24 protein-coding genes and 1 tRNA gene are annotated in these 22,293 nt (G+C 36.2%); 19 read left to right on the forward strand and 6 right to left on the reverse strand.

The window, feature by feature from the left end:
* The first annotated feature begins 61 nt into the window (after window positions 1-61).
* From DT250_RS10220 to DT250_RS10260, 10 genes are all read left to right on the forward strand, one after another.
* Window positions 62-205 (forward strand): YqzL family protein, encoded by a 144-nt coding sequence (locus DT250_RS10220; protein WP_000883924.1) that lies wholly within the window; start codon window positions 62-64, stop codon window positions 203-205.
* Window positions 206-238: 33 nt separating this feature from the next.
* The gene (gene recO / locus DT250_RS10225) at window positions 239-985 is read left to right on the forward strand and encodes a DNA repair protein RecO (protein WP_000487012.1); all 747 of its coding nucleotides are present in this window, start codon (window positions 239-241) and stop codon (window positions 983-985) included.
* 107 nt (window positions 986-1,092) lie between these two features.
* The gene (locus DT250_RS10230; protein ID WP_000583754.1) at window positions 1,093-1,725 is read left to right on the forward strand and encodes a transcriptional regulator CcpN; all 633 of its coding nucleotides are present in this window, start codon (window positions 1,093-1,095) and stop codon (window positions 1,723-1,725) included.
* 29 nt (window positions 1,726-1,754) lie between these two features.
* Window positions 1,755-2,567, forward strand: coding sequence for a pyruvate, water dikinase regulatory protein (locus tag DT250_RS10235; protein ID WP_000368941.1), 813 nt, complete (start codon window positions 1,755-1,757; stop codon window positions 2,565-2,567).
* A gap of 600 nt (window positions 2,568-3,167) precedes the next feature.
* Window positions 3,168-3,338: a DUF188 domain-containing protein gene (locus tag DT250_RS32205; RefSeq protein WP_179862445.1), complete on the forward strand. Its 171-nt coding sequence runs from the start codon at window positions 3,168-3,170 to the stop codon at window positions 3,336-3,338.
* An 82-nt stretch (window positions 3,339-3,420) separates the two neighbouring features.
* A complete protein-coding gene (dnaG, locus tag DT250_RS10240) occupies window positions 3,421-5,217 on the forward strand; it encodes a DNA primase (RefSeq protein WP_000528234.1) in 1,797 nt (598 codons plus the stop codon).
* A gap of 59 nt (window positions 5,218-5,276) precedes the next feature.
* Window positions 5,277-6,404 carry an RNA polymerase sigma factor RpoD gene (rpoD, locus tag DT250_RS10245; RefSeq protein WP_000764061.1) on the forward strand — a complete coding sequence of 376 codons (1,128 nt, stop codon included), beginning with the start codon at window positions 5,277-5,279 and terminating at the stop codon, window positions 6,402-6,404.
* A gap of 385 nt (window positions 6,405-6,789) precedes the next feature.
* On the forward strand, window positions 6,790-7,146 hold the full coding sequence (cccA, locus tag DT250_RS10250; RefSeq protein ID WP_000828145.1) for a cytochrome c550: 357 nt from the start codon (window positions 6,790-6,792) through the stop codon (window positions 7,144-7,146).
* Between the two features lie 165 nt (window positions 7,147-7,311).
* Window positions 7,312-8,019, forward strand: coding sequence for a tRNA (adenine(22)-N(1))-methyltransferase (locus DT250_RS10255; RefSeq protein WP_098199630.1), 708 nt, complete (start codon window positions 7,312-7,314; stop codon window positions 8,017-8,019).
* A complete protein-coding gene (locus DT250_RS10260) occupies window positions 8,016-9,137 on the forward strand; it encodes a Nif3-like dinuclear metal center hexameric protein (protein WP_149213021.1) in 1,122 nt (373 codons plus the stop codon). The genes DT250_RS10255 and DT250_RS10260 overlap by 4 nt, the downstream gene beginning before the upstream one ends.
* A 38-nt stretch (window positions 9,138-9,175) precedes the next feature.
* On the opposite strand, the gene DT250_RS10265 is transcribed toward DT250_RS10260, so the two are convergent.
* Both DT250_RS10265 and vrrA read right to left on the reverse strand, forming a co-directional pair.
* Complete coding sequence (locus DT250_RS10265) at window positions 9,176-10,126, reverse strand: 4-hydroxy-3-methylbut-2-enyl diphosphate reductase (RefSeq protein ID WP_087985254.1); 951 nt, start codon at window positions 10,124-10,126, stop codon at window positions 9,176-9,178.
* Between the two features lie 89 nt (window positions 10,127-10,215).
* Window positions 10,216-10,944, reverse strand: coding sequence for a VrrA/YqfQ family protein (vrrA, locus tag DT250_RS10270; protein WP_149213022.1), 729 nt, complete (start codon window positions 10,942-10,944; stop codon window positions 10,216-10,218).
* Between the two features lie 180 nt (window positions 10,945-11,124).
* Here vrrA and DT250_RS10275 point away from each other — a divergent pair, with 180 nt between their 5' ends.
* Window positions 11,125-12,435: a DEAD/DEAH box helicase gene (locus DT250_RS10275; RefSeq protein ID WP_000194012.1), complete on the forward strand. Its 1,311-nt coding sequence runs from the start codon at window positions 11,125-11,127 to the stop codon at window positions 12,433-12,435.
* A gap of 190 nt (window positions 12,436-12,625) precedes the next feature.
* Complete coding sequence (locus tag DT250_RS10280) at window positions 12,626-13,522, forward strand: deoxyribonuclease IV (protein WP_149213023.1); 897 nt, start codon at window positions 12,626-12,628, stop codon at window positions 13,520-13,522.
* Window positions 13,523-13,548: 26 nt separating this feature from the next.
* Here DT250_RS10280 and DT250_RS10285 read toward each other — a convergent pair whose 3' ends face one another.
* The gene (locus DT250_RS10285) at window positions 13,549-13,803 is read right to left on the reverse strand and encodes a DUF2624 domain-containing protein (protein WP_001048965.1); all 255 of its coding nucleotides are present in this window, start codon (window positions 13,801-13,803) and stop codon (window positions 13,549-13,551) included.
* A 149-nt stretch (window positions 13,804-13,952) separates the two neighbouring features.
* Here DT250_RS10285 and DT250_RS10290 point away from each other — a divergent pair, with 149 nt between their 5' ends.
* From DT250_RS10290 to DT250_RS10305, 4 genes are all read left to right on the forward strand, one after another.
* Window positions 13,953-14,831: a YitT family protein gene (locus tag DT250_RS10290; protein ID WP_000435955.1), complete on the forward strand. Its 879-nt coding sequence runs from the start codon at window positions 13,953-13,955 to the stop codon at window positions 14,829-14,831.
* 241 nt (window positions 14,832-15,072) lie between these two features.
* Window positions 15,073-15,843 carry a metal ABC transporter ATP-binding protein gene (locus DT250_RS10295; protein ID WP_001059648.1) on the forward strand — a complete coding sequence of 257 codons (771 nt, stop codon included), beginning with the start codon at window positions 15,073-15,075 and terminating at the stop codon, window positions 15,841-15,843.
* A complete protein-coding gene (locus DT250_RS10300; RefSeq protein WP_000613823.1) occupies window positions 15,843-16,676 on the forward strand; it encodes a metal ABC transporter permease in 834 nt (277 codons plus the stop codon). Before DT250_RS10295 ends, DT250_RS10300 begins: the two co-directional genes overlap by 1 nt.
* 13 nt (window positions 16,677-16,689) lie before the next feature.
* A complete protein-coding gene (locus DT250_RS10305) occupies window positions 16,690-17,103 on the forward strand; it encodes a Fur family transcriptional regulator (protein ID WP_001054512.1) in 414 nt (137 codons plus the stop codon).
* Window positions 17,104-17,182: 79 nt separating this feature from the next.
* On the opposite strand, the gene ispG is transcribed toward DT250_RS10305, so the two are convergent.
* From ispG to DT250_RS10320, 3 genes are all read right to left on the reverse strand, one after another.
* Window positions 17,183-18,286 carry a flavodoxin-dependent (E)-4-hydroxy-3-methylbut-2-enyl-diphosphate synthase gene (gene ispG / locus DT250_RS10310; RefSeq protein WP_075308387.1) on the reverse strand — a complete coding sequence of 368 codons (1,104 nt, stop codon included), beginning with the start codon at window positions 18,284-18,286 and terminating at the stop codon, window positions 17,183-17,185.
* Between the two features lie 164 nt (window positions 18,287-18,450).
* Window positions 18,451-18,816 carry a protein YqfZ gene (gene yqfZ / locus DT250_RS10315; protein WP_048541536.1) on the reverse strand — a complete coding sequence of 122 codons (366 nt, stop codon included), beginning with the start codon at window positions 18,814-18,816 and terminating at the stop codon, window positions 18,451-18,453.
* Between the two features lie 71 nt (window positions 18,817-18,887).
* Entirely contained in the window at window positions 18,888-19,646 is a 759-nt protein-coding gene (locus DT250_RS10320) for a DUF1189 domain-containing protein (protein WP_149213024.1), read from the reverse strand.
* 242 nt (window positions 19,647-19,888) lie between these two features.
* Here DT250_RS10320 and DT250_RS10325 point away from each other — a divergent pair.
* The 3 genes from DT250_RS10325 (at window position 19,889) to DT250_RS10335 (ending at window position 22,189) form a co-directional block, all read left to right on the forward strand.
* A tRNA-Ile gene (locus tag DT250_RS10325) sits at window positions 19,889-19,962 on the forward strand.
* 221 nt (window positions 19,963-20,183) lie between these two features.
* A complete protein-coding gene (gene sodA, locus DT250_RS10330) occupies window positions 20,184-20,795 on the forward strand; it encodes a superoxide dismutase [Mn] (protein WP_001052034.1) in 612 nt (203 codons plus the stop codon).
* A gap of 116 nt (window positions 20,796-20,911) precedes the next feature.
* Window positions 20,912-22,189, forward strand: a complete 1,278-nt coding sequence (locus DT250_RS10335; protein WP_149213025.1) for an MFS transporter — start codon at window positions 20,912-20,914, stop codon at window positions 22,187-22,189.
* Window positions 22,190-22,293: the final 104 nt, after the last annotated feature.

Here is a 22,293-nt window from a genome sequence, read left to right on the forward strand (position 1 = left end):
ATTTAATAACAACAAAGGAAATTGGTTTATAGGCTACGCTTATTGAGAAAGGTGGATTCTTATGCTAGATTTTACCTGGAAGTTTTTCTCCAAAACAGGAAGCATTGAAACGTACTTGCTTTTGAAAGAAATGGAAAAAGACGTAAACGATGAGATGGATCAACATGAAGAGGAGCTAGCGCATCTAGACTCTCCAATTTCTTGACCCGTTTTGTTCAAACCTTGGATGGTGACGAACATGTTTCAAAAAGTTGAGGGCATCGTTATCCGTACGACAGATTACGGAGAAACGAACAAGATTGTTACAATATTCTCAAGAGAATTGGGTAAGGTAAGTGCAATGGCAAGAGGAGCGAAAAAACCGAAAAGCCGGTTAGCATCTGTTTCGCAACTTATGACCCATGGTAATTTTCTTATTCAAATGGGATCTGGACTTGGAACTTTGCAACAAGGCGAGATTATTTCAACTATGAAAGAAATTCGCGAGGATATATTTTTAACTGCTTATGCATCATTTATTGTTGAGTTAACTGATAAAGCAACAGAAGATAAAAAACATAATCCATATTTATTTGAAATGTTATATCAAACGTTGCATTATATGTGTGAGGGTGTTGATTCAGAAGTATTATCATTAATTTATCAAACGAAAATGCTTCCGGTATTAGGGATGCGCCCGTACTTTGATACATGTGCGATTTGTCATCAAGAAACAGATTTTGTCGCCTTCTCTGTCCGGGAAGGCGGTTTTCTGTGCTCGCGTCATGCTGAGCAAGACCAGTATCGTATACCAGTGGGGGAAGCTGTTCATAAATTATTACGTCTTTTCTACCACTTCGATTTACATAGACTTGGCAATGTATCGGTGAAGGATAGCACAAAAAAACAAATGCGTTTAGTATTGAATACATATTATGATGAATATTGCGGGATTTATTTGAAGTCAAGACGTTTCTTAGAACAACTTGATAAGTTTCAAATATAATTTGGGGCCGTATACGGTCCTTTTTACATCCTATCTTTTTCAAATAGCATATTTAGTATATAATATTTAAGAGATAGTATAACTTTTTTCGTTGTGCATTAAAGGTGGTGATTATCATAGAGCTGAATAAACGGCAAGAACATATCATTCAGATTGTAAAAGATCACGGTCCTATTACAGGGGAGTCAATTGCTGCGCAATTAGGATTAACACGTGCAACACTAAGACCAGACTTAGCAATTTTAACGATGGCTGGTTATTTAGAAGCGCGTCCACGCGTAGGTTATTTTTATACGGGTAAAACCGGGGGGCAGCTATTATCTGAGGCTGTTAAGAAAATTAAAGTACAAGATTATCAATCTAGACCAGCTGTAATTGATAAAAATGTATCAGTATACGATGCGATTTGTACAATGTTTTTAGAGGACGTAGGTACCTTATTTGTTGTAGATCAGGCGATTCTATTAGTTGGTGTTGTGTCTCGTAAAGATTTATTAAGAGCTAGCCTTGGAAAGCAGGATTTAACCTCTCTTCCGGTTAATATTATCATGACAAGGATGCCAAACATTACGATGTGTCGTAGAGAGGATTCTTTATATGATATTGCGATGGAATTAATAGAAAGACAGATTGATGCGATGCCGGTTGTGAAAGATACGAAGCAAGGTTTAGAAGTGATTGGACGAATTACAAAAACAAATATTACACGTGCGTTTGTAAACTTAGTAAATAACGAATAAGTGTAATTTGTTTAAAGTGAGGTAATATAATGGATAATAAAATCGTATATGTCGTATCTGACTCTGTTGGAGAAACGGCTGATTTGGTTGTTCGAGCAGCGATGGGGCAATTCCCATTTGCTCCTGATATTAGACGTGTACCGTATGTAGAAGATACAGGGACATTAAAAGAAGTGATTTCGATTGCTAAGAGCAATCAAGCGCTTATTTGTTTTACGTTAGTAAAGCCTGACATGCGTCAGTATTTAGTGACAGAGGCTGCGAAAGAAGGCGTAGAGGCATATGATATTATCGGGCCTCTTATCGATCAAATTGAAGAAATTACAGGGCAAGTACCAAGATATGAGCCGGGTGTTGTTCGTAGATTAGATGAAGAATACTTTAAAAAGATTGAAGCGATTGAGTTTGCTGTAAAGTATGATGATGGTAGAGACGCGCGTGGTATTTTAAAAGCAGATATCGTGTTGATTGGGATTTCGCGCACATCAAAAACACCACTTTCTCAATATTTAGCTCATAACAAACGTTTGAAAGTTGCTAATGTACCGCTCGTACCAGAAGTAGATCCGCCTGAAGAGTTATATCAAGTGGCTAAAGAAAAATGCTTCGGTTTGAAAATTACGCCAGAGAAGTTGAATCATATTCGAAAAGAGCGATTGAAATCACTTGGACTAAGTGATGGTGCAACATATGCCAATATTAATCGTATTAAAGAAGAAATTGATCACTTTGAGAATGTAGTTGGTAAAATAAATTGTCAAGTAATTGATGTATCGAATAAAGCGATTGAAGAAACAGCCAACATTATTGTGAATGCAGTGCAAAACCAAAAATTGTTTTAGCACATTTACCAAAGGTGAATGTGCTTTTTTCGCTCGTGAGAAACACAATACCTGTTAATTTCGTAATAGATTATAGCGGAGTGGTTATACTTATATTCTTCTGTCTTTTTATTATGCTAAAGGCAGGGTTTCGTTATCCTGAAATAGAAGATGAAAAAATAAAGGGATATGTAGCGTAGTTGAAGAAAATATATTATAATAAAAAATTGTGATAAAAACCTATATTTTACGTTTAGACTTTAATTTTTCAGAATAAACTAGGGATAGGATTTACGAAAAGACATGTAATTACGTTAAATCGACAAAATCTATACAAGAAAACGCACATTATGGAAGGATTCGCAGAAGGGATGTAGAATACAGAAATATGCAAAACATCAATATCGTATTAGTTGATGCAGATGCATAGCCTGTGAATGCTGAAAATTGTGCAAGTTGGAACGAAAGTTCATGTCGAAATTTTGTTTGTCACATCGTATGCTCATCGTTTAAGGAAGTAGCAAGGGAAATTGGATCTACGTAGATACTGAATAAGCTACAGTTGATTTTTTATATGTATCAACATGCAAAAAAAAAACAGATCTCGTGATCACATAGGATATGGTGCTTGCTAGTCTTCTTGTAAAAAGTGTATATGTATTGTCTCCAGGAGGTACATTTGTAACAGGTGAGCAAATGGATACAATTTTATATAGTAGGTACGTATCTGCGAAATTACGCAGAAAAGGGCCTACAAAATCGTTTGATAACGTGATCGACAACACTTTCTAATAAGTTTAGAAAAAATATTGTCGAATTATAAAGGAATTTTTTAATTTTTATCGAATACAAAATACGACACGGAGATGGATTTATGGGGAACAGAATTCCCGAAGAAGTTGTTGAACAGATTCGGACGTCATCGGATATTGTAGAAGTGATTGGTGAATACGTTCAACTTAGAAAACAGGGGCGTAACTATTTTGGCCTTTGTCCATTTCATGGTGAGAATTCTCCTTCATTCTCTGTTTCATCTGATAAGCAAATTTTTCATTGCTTCGGATGTGGAGAAGGTGGAAATGTATTTTCCTTTCTAATGAAAATGGAAGGATTGGCTTTTACCGAGGCTGTTCAAAAGCTAGGTGAAAGAAATGGAATGGCGGTTGCAGAGTATACATCAGGGCAAGGACAACAAGAAGACATATCTGATGACACTGTCATCATGCAACAGGCTCATGAACTTTTGAAAAAGTACTATCATCATTTATTAGTAAATACAGAAGAAGGAAATGAAGCACTTTCGTATTTGTTAAAACGTGGTATTACGAAAGAGATGATTGAGAAGTTTGAAATTGGTTATGCGTCACCTGCTTGGGATGCAGCAACGAAAATTTTACAAAAAAGAGGTTTATCGCTGTCTAGTATGGAACAAGCTGGTCTTCTCATAAGAAGCGAGAAGGATGGTAGTCATTATGATCGCTTCCGTGGAAGAGTTATGTTTCCAATCTATACGTTACAAGGTAAAGTGATAGCGTTTAGTGGAAGGGCATTAGGAGATGACACTCCAAAATATTTAAATAGCCCTGAAACACCGATTTTTCATAAAAGTAAATTGTTGTATAACTTCCACCAAGCGAGGCCGTTTATTAGAAAGCGTGGGCAAGTGGTCCTTTTTGAAGGGTATGCCGACGTAATGGCTGCGGTAAAAAGTGGTGTGGAAGAAGCTGTCGCGACAATGGGAACAGCTTTAACTGAAGAACAAGCAAAACTTCTGCGACGTAACGTTGAAACTGTTGTTCTTTGCTATGATGGTGATAAAGCAGGGCGAGAAGCAACGATGAAAGCAGGGCAATTATTGCTAAAAGTTGGTTGCCAAGTGAAAGTTACATCCTTGCCAGATAAGCTTGATCCTGATGAATATGTGCAACAATATGGGACAACTGCTTTTGAAAATCTTGTGAAATCAAGTATAAGTTTTGTTGGTTTTAAAATAAATTATTTGCGTTTAGGGAAAAATTTGCAAGATGAGTCTGGCAAAGAAGAATATGTGAAAAGTGTTTTAAAAGAGTTATCGTTGCTACAGGATGCGATGCAGGCAGAATCATATTTGAAGTCATTATCGCAAGAATTTTCGTATTCAATGGAAACTCTTTTGAATCAATTGCACCAATATCGCAAAGAACAAAAGGTACAGCAAAAACAAGTAAAGCAGGTTTCTAAGCCGTCTCAAATTGTTCAAACAAAACCGAAGTTAACAGGTTTTGAAAGGGCAGAAAGAGAAATTATTTATCATATGTTGCAAAGTCCAGAAGTGGCTGTTCGTATGGAATCCCACATAGAAGATTTTCATACAGAAGAACATAAAGGGATTTTATATGAACTATACGCATATTATGAAAAGGGAAATGAACCTTCAGTCGGAACATTTTTAAGTTGGCTCTCTGATGAGAAGTTGAAAAATATTATCACTGATATTTCGACGGATGAATTTATTAATCCAGAATACACAGAAGAAGTGTTACAAGGCCATTTGGAGACGCTCAGCCGTCATCAAGAAAAACTTGAAAAGATGGAAATCATCTTTAAGGTAAAACAAATGGAAAAAACAGATCCTGTAGAGGCTGCTAAATATTATGTAGCATATTTACAAAATCAAAAAGCGAGAAAATAGCTTTTTTGATAAATTTTTAGTATAATGAATGTTTGTATCTCGCGTAAGGAGGGGAACAGATGGCTGACAAACCAGCTCGTTCTAAACAAATTGAAACTGAAATGACCCTTGAGCAAGTGAAAGAACAACTCACTGAGCTCGGAAAAAAACGTGGCGTTCTTACATATGAAGAGATTGCAGAACGCATGAATGGATTTGAAATTGAATCCGATCAAATGGATGAATACTATGAATATTTAGGTGAACAAGGGATTGACTTAGTTGGTGACAATGATAACGACGAAGGTCCTAATAATCGCCAAATTACAAAAGCGGAAGAAGAATTTGACCTTAATGATTTAAGTGTACCACCTGGGGTTAAAATCAATGATCCCGTTCGTATGTATTTAAAAGAAATTGGTCGTGTAGATTTACTATCTGCAGAAGAAGAAATTCGACTTGCAACGCGTATTGAAGAAGGCGATGAAGAAGCGAAACGTCGTCTTGCAGAAGCAAACTTACGTCTTGTAGTAAGTATTGCAAAGCGCTACGTGGGCCGTGGTATGCTTTTCTTAGACTTAATCCAAGAAGGGAATATGGGTCTAATTAAAGCGGTTGAAAAGTTCGATTATCGTAAAGGTTTCAAATTTAGTACGTATGCAACTTGGTGGATTCGCCAAGCGATTACACGTGCGATTGCAGACCAAGCACGAACAATTCGTATCCCAGTTCATATGGTTGAAACGATTAATAAGTTAATTCGTGTACAACGTCAATTACTACAAGATTTAGGACGCGAACCATCTCCTGAAGAGATTGGTGAAGAAATGGATCTTGCTCCAGAAAAAGTACGCGAAATCTTAAAAATTGCACAGGAGCCAGTTTCTCTTGAAACACCGATCGGTGAAGAAGATGACTCCCATTTAGGTGATTTTATTGAAGACCAAGAAGCAACATCGCCTGCGGACCATGCAGCGTATGAATTGCTAAAAGAACAATTAGAAGATGTGTTAGATACACTAACAGATCGTGAAGAAAATGTTCTACGTCTTCGTTTTGGTTTAGATGATGGACGAACTCGTACGCTTGAAGAAGTTGGGAAAGTATTCGGCGTAACGAGAGAACGTATCCGTCAAATTGAAGCAAAAGCACTTCGTAAATTAAGACATCCAAGCCGTAGTAAGCGTCTTAAGGATTTCTTAGAATAGGCTACCTTTAAGTTTACTTCACCTTTGTGAAGTAAACTTTTTTATTTTGTTAACTTTTGTTAAACTTTAGCTATCAGCAACGATTACAATTTCTTGTAATTTATTTTACAGAATTGTCTTTTGATTTGCAAATGCTCATTTTTCGATTTTTCGATTAATTTTGTGTATTCTATACAAAAATATATGTAGAAAAGTGAAAAATATGATGAGAAACGTTAATAATTATCGAAATAATAAGCGATATAACAATAAAAAACAATAAACTGAATTTATGGAATATTTTTAACGATTAGTAGTTTACTCTTTTCTGATAGAGCGTTTTCAAGTACAATGGAAATGACTGAATCATCTAACTATTTAGGGGTATAGAGGGGGGAGAAGAGATATGAAACGTAATCCGCTGATTCCGTTCGCTCTTATTGCAGCATTAGGTATTATCGTTATGTTTGTATTTTCATTTCAGGGGCTAAATAAATCTAAAGAGTTAGCTGATGCAAAAAATGGCGGGAAGCCAGCACAAACAGCATCAAAACCAGAGGATATTGTGAAGCAAAGCTGTACGAGCTGCCACGGTGATCAGTTACAAGGGGCAGTAGGACCTAATTTACAAAAAATTGGTGGAAAACTTTCAAAAGATGAAATTAAAGAAATTCTTTCGAAAGGAAAAGGAAATATGCCACCAAATATAGTTCCAGCTGATCAAGCCGCTAAAGTAGCTGATTGGTTATCGAAGAAAAAATAAAGTTCCGTATGACAAGCCTTTTGCTTATGCAAAGGGCTTGTTTTTCTATATTTTCTAAAATACGATGAGTGATAGAGAAGTGAATTGTTTTTATAGGCTTGCAACAACTACTATAAATTCATTATCATGGAGACAGACTGACAAGAGAAGGAGTAATGGAAATACATGAATGAAGTAAAGCTTTCAAAACGATTAGAAGAAGTAGTGCGTGAAATACCAGTAGGATCTACAGTAGCTGATATTGGATCGGATCATGCGTATTTACCGTGTTATACAATTATAAATAATATTGCTACAAAAGCAGTTGCTGGAGAGGTTGTAGATGGACCATTTCGCTCTGCACAAGCAACTGTAGCTGAAAGTGGCTTACAAGATAAAGTAGATGTGCGTAAAGGGAATGGATTAGCTGTTATCGCGCCAGGAGAAGTAGATGTAATTACGGTTGCTGGAATGGGCGGAGCGTTAATTCGTGACATTTTAGAAAGTGGTAAAGAAAAATTAGAAGGGGTAACTCGTTTAATTTTACAGCCGAATATTGCAGCGCATCACATTCGTGAATGGTTTATTGAGAATGGATGGGAGCTTATCCATGAAAAAATCGTAAAAGAAGATGGGAAAATTTACGAGATTTTAGTAGGCGAGCGAGGAGACATTGCGGTGCCTTATTCTGAAAATAAACAAGCGGAATTATTTATGGGACCATTTTTAATAAAAGAAAAAGGTGAAGCTTTCGTTGAAAAATGGGAAGGGGAATTGAAAAACTTCCAAAATATTTTAAAGCAGTTAGAACGTGCGGCTGATTCTGAAGAAACAAAAGCGAAGCGTGCGGAAGTAGAAGCGAAAATGAAAATGATACGGGAGGTTTTATCATGAGTAAAATTCCAAATGGCCATGAAATTATTTCTTTATTTGAAAGTATGTATCCGAAGCATTTGGCGATGGAAGGAGATAAGATTGGCCTGCAAATTGGAGCGCTTAATAAACCCGTACAACACGTATTGATTGCGTTAGATGTAACGGAGGAAGTTGTGGATGAAGCAATTCAATTAGGGGCGAATGTCATTATTGCGCATCACCCTTTAATTTTTAATCCGTTAAAAGCGATTCATACAGATAAAGCGTACGGAAGAATTATTGAAACGTGTATTAAAAATGATATTGCCATTTATGCAGCACATACAAATGTGGATGTTGCTAAGGGTGGGGTAAATGATTTACTTGCTGAGGCGTTAGGATTGCAAAATACAGAAGTTTTGGCACCGACATATGCAGAAGAAATGAAAAAAGTTGTTGTGTTTGTGCCAGTAACTCATGCAGAAGAAGTACGAAAAGCATTAGGAGACGCAGGTGCTGGTCATATCGGCAATTATAGCCACTGTACGTTTAATAGCGAGGGTACAGGTACGTTTGTACCTCAAGAGGGAACAAATCCTTATGTCGGGGAAACTGGGCAGTTAGAACGCATAGAAGAAGTACGAATCGAAACGATAATTCCAGCTTCACTACAGCGAAAAGTGATTAAAGCAATGGTAACGGCACATCCATATGAAGAAGTAGCATATGATGTGTATCCACTTGATAACAAAGGTGAAACATTAGGGCTTGGAAAAATAGGATATTTACAAGAAGAAATGACACTTGGACAGTTTGCGGAACATGTAAAGAAATCATTAGATGTAAAGGGTGCACGAGTTGTTGGGGATTTAAATGATAAAGTGCGCAAAGTAGCTGTACTTGGTGGCGATGGTAACAAATACATCAATCAAGCTAAATTTAAAGGAGCGGATGTATATGTAACAGGTGACATGTATTATCATGTTGCTCATGATGCGATGATGCTCGGTTTAAATATAGTTGACCCAGGACATAACGTTGAAAAAGTAATGAAGCAAGGTGTACAAAAGCAATTACAAGAAAAATTGGATGAAAAGAAACTCAATGTACACATTCATGCTTCGCAATTACATACAGATCCATTTACATTTGTATAAGAAAAATAAAAACCGTTGCTTACAGGCAACGGTTTTTATTATTGTTCTTTTTTCACTTTTACACGAGGTAATATTTTTTGTAATGGTACTTTTCGAACTCTCTCCCATGTAGCGGGATTCATTGGATCATATTGATCTAAGAAAGCGATAACTTCTTTTGTAATTGGAGTTGGAGTAGAAGCACCTGCTGTAACAGCTACGTTTTCTACACCTTGTAGCCACTCTAATTTAATCTCACTTACGTCTGCAACGCGGTATGCTTTCGTACCAGCGATTTCTTGTGATACTTGTGCTAAACGGTTTGAGTTGTTACTTTTCGGATCACCGACAACAATTGTTAAGTCTGCAACATCAGCTTGTTTAGCGACAGCTTCTTGGCGAACTTGAGTTGCTAAACAAATTTCCTTATGGAATTCTGCTGTTGGGAATTTCTTCTGAATGTCCTCCATTAAATGTTGAACATCCCATTGGCTCATCGTTGTTTGATTTGTAACTAAAATTTTATCTGTTGGAATTTCTAATGTTTTTAAATCATCAGCTCTTTCGATAAGGTGAACGATGTCAGGTGCAATACCAACTGCGCCTTCTGGTTCTGGATGATTTTTTTTGCCGATATAAATGACATGGTAACCTTCAGCTTTCTTTGCTTCAATAAGGTCATGTGTTTTTGTAACATCTGGACAAGTGGCATCGATTGTCGTTAAACCTTTTTCTTTTGCACGTTGTTTAACTTCTGGAGAAACACCGTGTGCAGTGAAAATAACAGTACCAGAATCGATTTTATCTAAAATTTCTAATCGACTTGGACCGTCTAATGTAATGATGCCATCTTCTTCGAATGCATCTGTTACATGTTTGTTGTGAACAATCATACCTAAAATATAAATAGGTCTTGGTAATGATGTATCTAATGCGGCGTTACGTGCAATAACCATCGCGTCCACAACACCGTAGCAATAACCACGAGGGGAAATTTTAACAATTTTCATATGAGTAATCCTCTCCTTCTAAACAAGGGATACTTTTGTGCATAGTCTTTTACATTATAAAGGAGGAATGGATAGAAAACAAAGAATTGTTACACATATAGTTTTGGTTTTGTTGCTATTTTTTGAACAGGCTCCTCTCGTAATTCTTTTTCTATGACAGGCTCAATCACTATTTTTTTTCTTTTTCTTTTTTTTTGTGGAGGAGGCGGAGTTGCTACCTCAACCTTTTCTGTTATGTCTTCAGTTGGATTTTCTTCCGTACTTTTTCCAGAGGTGAGGATTTTAACAATGCTTGGTAGGTTACGCATAATAGGACCGTACTGTTCGACGACAGGGCTTACAGATTGAACGACTTGGGATACTTTTTCAATATTGTTTATCATATTAGTTGGATTCGAAATTAAATTTGCAAAAAAACTGCCGATGCCGCTACTTGATGCTGCTGTAGTTGCTGCACCGCCGCGCGTTTCATTTGATTCATACATTTGAGGGGGAATCATTTGCTCTGGATGTTGCTGCATGTATGGTTGATATTGTTGTGAGTATTGCTGCGGGTATTGTTGTTGGTATTGGTATTGGTATTGTTGTTGATATTGGGGCGGCGGTTGCTGGTGCATCATTGGCGGCGGTCCATCCATTTGTCGATAAGGTGGAACCATTTGCATGAAAGGCTCGGTTGGATCGTGTTTTTTAAAGAGTTTAGCAAGGAACCCTTTCTTTTTTTGTGCCATCGGTGGTAGTTGTGGAATTGGATATGGTGTATAAGGTTGCTGTCCTTGATTCGGATACATTTGCCTTGTGTGGGATTTTGGAAACATGTGAGAAATCCTCCTTTCTTCAGTTAGGTATATACACATACAATATGCAATAAGAGGGAAGAAGGTTAGTTTTTGAAGTAAAAACCTAAACTAAAGATGGATTTTACTTGTAGATTTCGATATAATGTAGACTTGGCTGATTTGTGCGCGCAGTAGAAATTTAGAAAGAAGGTGTAACTTATGACACAACAAACTTTTACACAGTATGATTTTAAACCATTTTTAATAGATGCAGTTCGTGAACTACGCTTTACAGAGCCGACAGGAATTCAAAAGAAAATTTTCCCGGTCGTGAAAAAAGGTGTAAGTGTAATTGGACAATCCCAAACAGGTTCTGGGAAAACACATGCATACTTACTTCCTACATTGAACAGAATTAATGCAAGTCGTGAAGAAGTACAACTTGTTATTACAGCGCCTACTCGTGAGTTAGCACAACAAATTTACGAAGAAATCGTGAAATTAACAAAGTTTTGTGCGGAAGATCAAATGATTACAGCACGTTGTTTAATTGGTGGAACTGATAAACAACGATCAATTGAAAAGTTGAAAAAACAACCTCATATTGTAGTTGGAACACCAGGACGTATTAAAGATTTAGTGGAAGCACAAGCATTATTTGTTCATAAAGCAAATACTATTATTGTCGATGAAGCAGACTTAATGCTTGATATGGGATTCATTCATGATGTAGACAAAATTGCATCACGCATGCCTAGAAACCTGCAAATGCTAGTTTTCTCTGCAACAATTCCTCAAAAACTAAAACCGTTTCTGAAGAAATATATGGAGAATCCAGAGCATATTCATATCAATCCAAAACAAGTTGCGGCTGGGAATATTGAGCATTATTTAGTACCTTCTAAACATCGTAACAAAATCGATTTAGTGAACAAAATGTTGCTACAATTTAAACCGTATTTAGCAGTTGTTTTCACGAATACGAAGAAGATGGCGGATCAGGTTGCTGACGGATTAATGGAACGTGGCTTAAAAGTTGGACGAATTCACGGAGATTTATCACCGCGTGATCGTAAAAAAATGATGAAACAAATTCGTGATCTTGAATTCCAATATATTGTTGCAACTGATTTAGCAGCACGTGGTATTGATATTGAAGGAATTAGTCATGTTATTAACTACGAACTTCCATCAGATTTAGATTTCTTCGTTCACCGCGTTGGAAGAACAGCACGTGCGGGGCATTCAGGTATTGCAGTGACGATTTATGATCCAGCAAACGAAGAAGCGTTAGATAGTTTAGAAAAACAACGTCATATTGAGTTCAAGCATGTAGAGTTACGCGGAGATGAGTGGGCGGATTTAGGTGAACGTCGTCGTCGTAAGAGCCGTAAAAAACCAAATGATGAACTTGATGTTATGGCAACGAAAGTTATTAAAAAGCCGAAAAAAGTAAAACCAAACTATAAACGTAAACTTGCAACAGAACGTGATAAAGTGAAGAAAAAATATAGCAATAAAAAAAGATAAGGGGAGCCCCCTTATCTTTTTTTATCCGGATATTTGCGGGATAATAATCGGTGGGGAATGAAAAAACACTGATTAAAGTTTCGGTGTAGCTAGTTACTATTTGCGTAGTGTTTTAGGAACAAACAATTCGCTACATATTTCTACAAATTATGCTATCATTATATCTATTGTATATTGAAGAGGTGATTGTATGTTAAAGATTGGATCTCATGTTTCTATGAGTGGTAAGAAAATGTTATTAGCAGCAAGTGAAGAGGCTGTTTCATACAGTGCAACGACGTTTATGATTTATACAGGTGCACCGCAAAATACACGAAGAAAACCAATTGAAGAATTGAACATAGAAGCAGGAAGAAAACATATGGAACTAAACGGTATTGAGGAAATTATCGTACATGCGCCATATATTATTAATCTTGGGAATACGACGAAGCCAGAAACATTCCAATTAGGTGTAGACTTCCTTCGCATGGAAATTGAAAGAACATCGGCATTAGGTGTAGCGAAACAAATCGTTCTTCACCCAGGTGCGCACGTTGGTGCAGGAGCGGATGCTGGTATTCAACAAATTATTAAAGGGCTTAATGAAGTATTAATGCCAGAGCAGACGGTTAACATTGCGTTAGAAACGATGGCAGGAAAAGGAACAGAATGCGGTCGTAGCTTTGAAGAAATTGCAAAGATTATTGATGGTGTAAAATATAATGAAAAATTATCAGTATGCTTTGATACGTGTCATACGCACGATGCAGGATATGATATTGTAAATGATTTTGACGGCGTATTAAATGAATTTGATAAGATTGTTGGTATGGATCGTTTGCAAGTACTTCATATTAATGATAGTAAAAATGTATGCGGCGCAGGAAAGGACCGTCATGAAAATATCGGCTTCGGTCATATCGGTTATAAAGCGTTACATCATATTGTGCATCATCCGCAGTTAATGCACGTACCAAAAATTCTTGAAACGCCATATGTAGGTGAAGATAAAAAAGATAAGAAGCCACCATATAAATTAGAAATCGAAATGCTGAAAAATGGTACTTTTGATGAAGGAATTCTTGAGAAAATTAAAGCGCAATAAGCAATAAGGAGGGGATTTTCCCCTCCTTATTTTAGTAGTTGCTGAAATAAAGTATTTACTTGTTGGGCAGTAGCAGGGGAGGTTACTTTTGCTATTTGTTTTAAGAGCTCTAGCCGTTCGTCATTATCGTAAATGTTAATATTCTTTCCTTTCATAAGTAAAACAATTTGATCCGCTTGTGCAGTCGTAATAGAAACTTCATATTCTTTACTATATTTCAATAACTCTTTTGTAGAAATATGATTTAATTTTTTATTTACAAGTTGTTTAATGAGGTTCATCGAGTTATCCTCCTTCACACGTTCTTCTATCGAAATATATGAGTACGTAGCTTGTACATATTCGTATAGAGTTTCTTTTTCCATGAGAAAAAGAAGCGTATGTTATAATATAAGGACAAAACTATAGAAAAAGAGTATAAGGAGGACCTATGGAACAAAAGCAACATCGAAAAGAAAGTGTTATCCATCTTATTTATCGTTTAGTTATGATTATTTTTGGGGCAGCATGCGCAGCGGTAGCGATTGAACTATTTTTAATGCCAAATAAAATTATTGATGGTGGAATTATTGGTATTTCTCTTATATTAGATTATCTTACTCCTAATATTTGGTGGTTAAGTTTCTCTACTTTAGTCGTTATTCTCAATATCCCATTTATGTATTCAGGTTATAAGCAAATCGGGAAAACGTTCATGTTATCTTCGGCGTTCGGTATTGTAGCTTTAGCGTTTATTGAATCAACGTTACATGCTGTTCCGCCATTTACAACAGAGCCGATTTTAGCAACAGTGTTTGGTGGTCTTATTTTAGGTATTGGTGTAGGGCTCGTTATTCGCCATGGTGGATCAATGGACGGAACAGAAATTATGGGTATTTTATTAACGAAGAAATTACCTTTCTCTGTTGGCGAATTTGTAATGTTTGTGAACTTATTCATTTTTGCATGGGCAGCATTTGTATTTGGTGTTGAACAAGCTATGTATTCTGTTATGACGTACTATATCGCATTCAAAACAATTGATACAGTCATTCAAGGTTTAGATGAAACGAAAGCAGTTTTAATTGTATCAGATCAATATGAGGAAGTATCAAATGCGATTTTGCATCGTCTTGGTCGTGGAACTACAAAGCTTGTAGCGAAAGGCGGTTACACGGATAAAGAAAAAGAAGTTATTTATGCAGTTGTAACGCGTCTGGAAGTGACGAAGTTAAAATCAATTGTGTATGAAATTGATGCGAATGCGTTTGTTACGATTATGAATACACAAGAGACAAATGGTGGCAAGTTTAAATCGGCTATCCACTAGTAAATTTATCCAGTAAAAACCCTCGCCAATCGTTAGGGGATGGCCTCATCTGATTAAGGTTTCATTTTATAGGAATATTTTTCGGAAGCAGAGAATTTTTCTCTGCTTTTTGTTATAATAGTAAGGTTTCTTGAAAAAATTGATATATTTTAGGCAGATTGGTTTACAACTATAATAAGCTGTACTATAATTCAAATAGATATAAATCGGAATCATTCTGAATTAAAATAGGTGAGATGCTATGAATAATATATTAGAAATAGAAGGATTGTCATTTCGATATGAAGATCGAAATGTGTTAGAAGATATTAATTTGCAAGTTCCGAAGGGAGCTTTTTTAGGTTTAGTTGGGCCAAATGGTTCTGGGAAATCTACTTTGCTAAAATGTTTATTAGGCGTTTTAAAGCCAAAACAGGGAAGTATTCGTTTGTTTGGTGTTGACAGTAAGAAGTTTAAAGAATGGAACAAAGTTGGTTATGTGTCGCAAAAGGCAAATAGCTTTAATTCTGGTTTTCCGGCCACTGTTTTTGAAGTTGTATCAATGGGACTCGTTTCGAAAAAAGGGCTGTTTCGCTTTTTCACGAAAAACGATAAGGAAAAGGTAGAAAAAGCGATTGCTGATGTAGGGATGAGTGCGTTTCAAGGGCGCAATATCGGAGAACTTTCTGGTGGACAACAACAGCGTGTATTTATTGCTCGTGCGCTCGTTAGTGATCCTGAATTACTTATTTTGGACGAGCCCACTGTTGGAATCGATGTGAAGAATGTAGAAAGTTTTTATGAGATATTAGAGGATTTAAACAAAAGGTTAGGAATCACATTAATTCTCGTTACTCATGATATGGGAGCTGTTACAGAGAAGGTAACACATGTTGCATGCTTAAACCAACATCTACATTTCCATGGAAATGTAGAGAAGTTCCGAGAGTTAGAAGATGCAGAAATGTCCGTCTTATATGGACATCATGTTCATCGTTTAGAACACGAGCATGAGCATCACGGGAGGATATAATGATACAAGATTTTTTACAATATGACTTTTTACGGAACTCTTTATATGCAGGGATTTTAATAGGACTTGTTGCGCCGCTTATCGGTGTATTTGTTGTCATTCGCCGAATGTCGCTTATTGCGGATGCTTTAAGTCACGTGACATTATCGGGTATTGCTGCAAGTTTACTACTAGAAAAAACAATTTTCACAGGAGGATTTTTAAATCCGTTATATATGGGAATGATTTTTTCTATTGGTGGGGCGTTACTAATTGAAAAATTACGTACTGTATATAAACATTATCAAGAATTAGCAATTCCGATTATTCTTTCAGCAGGAATGGGGATTGGGGTTATTTTTATATCACTTGCAAATGGATTTAACACTGATTTATTTAGTTATTTATTTGGGAGTGTAAGTGCTGTAACAAGTACGGATTTAATAATCATCGGCATTGTAGCAATTGTTGTTATTGTAACGATCACTTTATTATACAAAGAGTTATTTTTACTATCGTTTGATGAAGAATATGCTGTATCAACCGGTTTGAGTGCAAAGTGGATTCACTTTATTTTCATTATATTGGTTGCTCTTGTTATTGCAGTATCAATGCGCGTAGTAGGGGTTCTTCTCGTATCATCATTAATGACGTTACCAGTTGCAGCAAGTATTCGTATTGCGAATGGATTTAAACAAACAATTTTCTTTTCCATTTTATTTGGTGAAATTGCAGTAATTGGTGGAATGTTTGCTTCATATCAACTTGATCTAGCACCAGGTGGTACAATTGTTATGATAGCAGTTCTTATTTTAATTGGTGCGATTTTATGGAAAAAGAAAAAAACTGCATAAAGTAGGGATAGATATGAATCTAACAGAAGCTTTACGCCTAATGAAAGATAAAGGATACAAACATACGGGGAAAAGGGAAGAAATGCTCAGGTTATTTGCAGCTCACAATCGTTATTTAACGGCGAAAGACGTTTTAGAGCATATGAAGGATGATTATCCAGGTCTTAGCTTTGATACGATTTATCGTAACTTAACGGTGTTTGCTGAAATCGGTGTTTTAGAACAAACGGAATTAAATGGTGAAAAACATTTTCGTTTTACATGTTCTATTATGGAACATCATCATCATTTTATTTGTTTAGATTGCGGGGGAACGAAAGAGATTACTTCCTGCCCGATGGATTTTATGAATAAAGATTTTAACGGTTATGAAGTAACCGGTCATAAGTTTGAAATATATGGCCGTTGTCCAAAATGTGCAAAATAAGAACTCGTCGGTTACATAACTGACGAGCTTTTTTACGTAAAAAAGAAGGTTGCCCACAAATATTGTGGCAACCTTCTTTTTATTGTTCTTGTGTTTCTTTTTCTTTTTCTCGTTCAGCAGCCATTTCAGCAGCAATTACATCAATTTCTTTTTTCAGTTCTTCTACCATTATTTCTTCTGGTACTTTACGAACAACTTGCCCTTTACGGAATAATAATCCTTCTCCACGTGCACCGGCAATACCGATATCAGCTTCACGAGCTTCACCAGGACCGTTTACAGCGCAACCAAGTACTGCAACTTTAATTGGTACTTTTAGTGTAGAGATGTATTCTTCCACCTCGTTAGCGATGCTAATTAAATCAATTTCAATACGACCACAAGTTGGACAAGAAATAAGTGTTGCTGCATTAGATGCAAGACCGAATGACTTTAATAGTTCACGCGCAACTTTTACTTCTTCAACTGGGTCAGCACTTAATGAAATGCGTAGTGTATTTCCGATACCTTTATTTAAGATTGCGCCAAGACCAGCGGCACTTTTTACAGTTCCGGCAAATAATGTTCCGGATTCTGTAATACCTAAATGTAATGGGTAATCAAAAGCACGAGCAGCTTTTTCATATGCTTCAATTGCTAAGTTAACATCAGAGGCTTTCATAGATACGATAATATCGTGGAAATCTAAATCCTCTAAAATTTTAATGTGATGTAGGGCGCTCTCGACCATACCATCTGCAGTTGGGTATCCGTACTTTTCTAAAATGTGACGTTCTAATGAACCTGCGTTTACACCGATACGGATTGGAATACCGCGTTCTTTTGCTGCATTTACAACAGCTTCTACTTTATGGCGACGACCAATGTTACCTGGATTGATACGTACTTTATCAATGCCACCTTCAATTGCTTTTAAAGCAAGACGATAATCAAAATGAATATCAGCAACAAGTGGAATGTTGATTTGTTTTTTAATATCAGCAATAGCATTTGCTGCGCGTTCGTCTGGAACAGCAACACGGACGACTTGACAGCCAGCTTCTTCTAAACGTTTAATTTCAGCAACTGTTGCTTCAACATCATGTGTTTTTGTTGTTGTCATACTTTGTATAATTAATTCATTATTACCGCCAATTGTTAAATTACCGACTTTAACTGGACGTGTTTTTGTACGATGAGTCATTTCATTCACGAATAGATCGCTCTCCTTATAAAAGAAGTTTCTTATTTAGTCCCTCATATCAATGAAAGTATACGTGATACAGGGCTATAGAAACCGAAGTGCTCGGTTTCACTTTTACTATTGTATCAGCGCCTTTATGTAATTGACAAGGATTAAGTGATTGCTCATTGATATAACGGGAATTTATAAGACTTTCCAATTTGTATTTTTGTAGCAGATGTACTTTTGTTTAGTTGTTTAAAGTCATCAATTACCTTTTCAATGGAAGGGATTTTTTTCTTATTGATTTGTTCGGTAATAGAAAGAACTGTCTCACCTGTTTTGACTTCGATTGTTTTATAAGTTACATCTGTTTCTTTTTCTGCTTTGTTCTCTTTCTTTTGTTTTGTATCTGTATTTTCTTGCTTTATCGTTTGGGCAGCGGTTGTTTTTTTATATGAACTTAACATCGGTAAAGTGCCGATTTTTATATCGTAATAAAATATATAACCAAGAACAAGCACGAATAAGAATATACCTAATCTTTTCATATTCTTCACTCCTTTGCTAGGAATATATGCTTGTCCAAAAAAAAAATGCCTATTTAGGCATTTTTTCGTTTTTATTTTTCTTTCGGTTTTGGAACTTCTTTAATCGTTAAGTAAAGAACAATTAAAACAACTGCGATATAAATGAATGTTGAACCAGGTACAACAATTTTGAATAGATCCATAATCATAAAGAAGATTGTTGGAATTGTGTAGCTGTATGCAGTTAACGTCCATACTTGCTTATAAGATAATTTACGTTGACCGCTCATAGCAGAACCTATAAACGCAAGTAAAGTAATTCCTAAGAAAGTAATAAACAATTGGAATAGGTATACTAATACGCCGATAACGGCTAGTAAAATTGGATAAATACTATCGAATACAGAAATGAAATCTTGTAAATCTTTCTTCTCAAGAGATGTCCCTAATAAATCATTATAGGAGTATGTTTGTGTTTGACCATTTCCTATAGAAACTACTTTATCTTTTAAAATAAATAAACCAGTTTTGTTTTGATATGTTTCTATATCTGTTGTATTGGGATCAAATACGAAAAGAGCATCTCCTTCTTCCTTTTGAATAGGTTGTTCAATATCTGCTTTTAGTTCACCATTTTCGATTTTAAAATCAGGTAAATCTTTTTCAATTGCTTGATTTACCATAGTAACACTATCTTGGATAAAGCTACCGTAAAAGAACGTTCTTGGGATAGTAGTGATTAGACAAAGTAGCATAATATACAAAATGGTTTTTCCGATTTTTTGAAAACGGAATAGCGCCATATCTTTAGGCGAATATACGCTTTTTGCTAATTGGGTAAATATGGACATAGATTCACTTCCTTTATGTATGTATAAAATCATTGTAACGTAGGAATCTAGGGAATCTCAAGATATATTATATTTACATATAGTGGAGATAACTAAATTTCTTTTTATTATTTTTCTTCTTTTAAAAGAGAAAAATACAATTGACACTTTTCTTTTCTATATGGTAAATTTATCTTACCTTTCTTAAAGGATATATCCGATAGGAATTCCTATATTTGATATATTGTTACATACATAATTGTGGACCCTTAGCTCAGCTGGTTAGAGCAGACGGCTCATAACCGTCCGGTCGTAGGTTCGAGTCCTACAGGGTCCATATCCATTTCACATGTTTATTATGTCAGCAGGAAGCTTCCTTGTAGAAGGGAGCTTTTTTTACGGAATATATGAGCATTTTAATTGAAAAGAAGTGGGATTTTTGCTACGTTAATGATAGCAAGACAATGTGATTTATTTGTTTGCACCCTATGGCAATTAGGGTAGAATGAAGTTGTATGTCACTTAAGTGGCAATACATAAACTGGGAGGAATATAACAATGGCAAAACACGAATTACCAAATTTACCTTATGCGTATGATGCTTTAGAGCCTCACTTTGACAAAGAAACAATGAACATCCATCATACAAAACATCATAACACTTACATTACAAACTTAAACGCTGCTTTAGAAGGTCATGCAGAATTAGCTGACAAAAGCGTAGAAGAATTAGTTGCAAACTTAAACGAAGTACCAGAAGCAATCCGTACAGCAGTACGTAACAATGGTGGCGGACATGCTAACCATACATTCTTCTGGACAATCTTATCTCCAAACGGCGGCGGACAACCAGTAGGCGAACTTGCAACTGCAATTGAAGCGAAATTCGGTAGCTTCGATGCATTCAAAGAAGAATTCGCAAAAGCTGGCGCAACTCGTTTCGGTTCTGGTTGGGCTTGGTTAGTAGTAAACAATGGTGAGTTAGAAGTAACAAGCACGCCAAACCAAGATTCTCCTCTAACTGAAGGTAAAACTCCAGTTGTAGGTTTAGATGTTTGGGAACATGCTTACTACCTAAATTACCAAAACCGTCGTCCTGACTACATTGGTGCATTCTGGAACGTTGTAGATTGGAACGCTGCTGAAAAACGTTACCAAGAAGCAAAATAATTGTAATAACGATAGAAAAAGCTAGGAGAATGCTCCTAGCTTTTTTCTATGCTTTCCTTTTACATAATTGGGCTTGTCTTTGGAAGACTAGAACATGAAGTAAAGGAGAGTTGTGTATGAAGTGGAAACATATAATTGGTGACGTTGAAGTGAATCGGGATTTAGTGTTGTTGCTCCTTATTGGAGGTTTATACACGCTCGCAATTTCTTTATCGAATACGTTTGTTAACATTTATTTATGGAAACAAACACAAAATTATGTGAATCTTGGCTTGTATAATTTGGCCAGCGTTGTATTGCAGCCTCTCACATTTCTTATAGGTGGGAAATTAGCGAAGCGTATTGATCGCTCAATCTTGTTACGAATAGGCGTAGGCACGTTAGCCATTTTTTTTATCGTTGTTTTAGTAGCGGGAAAAAGCGCTTCTCACTATATTTTATTAATGGGGGCTCTTTTAGGAGTCGGATATGGTTTTTACTGGCTCGCGTTTAACTTATTAACATTTGAGATTACAGAACCAGAAACAAGAGATTTCTTTAATGGGTTTCTTGGACTTCTTACATCCTTCTCTGGCATGATTGGACCGATAGCAGCTGGATACACAATTTCACGTATGGAAAAATGGAGTGGCTATACGGTCATATTCTTTCTTTCGTTAGTGTTATTTGCAATTGCTGTTATTTTAAGCTTTTTTGTATCTAAGAGAGAATGTGAAGGACGGTATGAAATTGTACAAGTATTGAAAGAGCGGCAGATTGATAAAAATTGGGGAAGAATTACACGTGCTCATTTTTTCCAAGGGTTGAGAGAGGGAACGTTTATTTTTGTGATTTCCGTGTACGTGTATTTAGCGACGGATAGCGAACTCGCCTTAGGGAAATATAGCTTAGTAAATTCTGCTGTATCATTTGTATGTTACTACTTAGTCACTCGTATGTTAAAGAAAGAGTGGCGGAAAAAAGCAATTTTGCTTGGAGGCATTATTTTATATGCTGTCGTATTTTTAGTTATATTCAACGTTACATACGCAAAATTACTTATTTATGCAGCGTGTATTGCGGTTGCATACCCTATTTTGCTCGTTCCGTACGGGTCCATGACATATGATGTAATTGGCAGAGCGAAAAATGCGAGAGAGTGGCGTGTAGAGTATGTAGTTGTCCGAGAATTATGGTTAAATGCAGGAAGAATTTGCTCGATTTTAAGTTTTTTATGTGCTGTATTATTCTTTCCGCCTGAAAAAAGTTTACCTTACTTATTATGTATTTTAGGTGCAGGACATTTCCTTATTTATTTTGCAGTTAAAAATGTCAAATATGATGAGGGAAATGCAAGTAAAACAAGTGTTGTAAGGCAAGGGACTGCGCAGAATCAAACAGAACCAGAAGGTTAACTTCTCGGTTGTTTTATGCTAGAATAGAAAAAGATGTAAGACAGCAGTGAGGACACCTGTATGAAGGTGTCCCTTTCACATTACATAGCTGTTGGTAGAGGGGG

The organism is Bacillus sp. AR2-1 (assembly GCF_008368755.1).
GTDB lineage: Bacteria > Bacillota > Bacilli > Bacillales > Bacillaceae_G > Bacillus_A > Bacillus_A wiedmannii.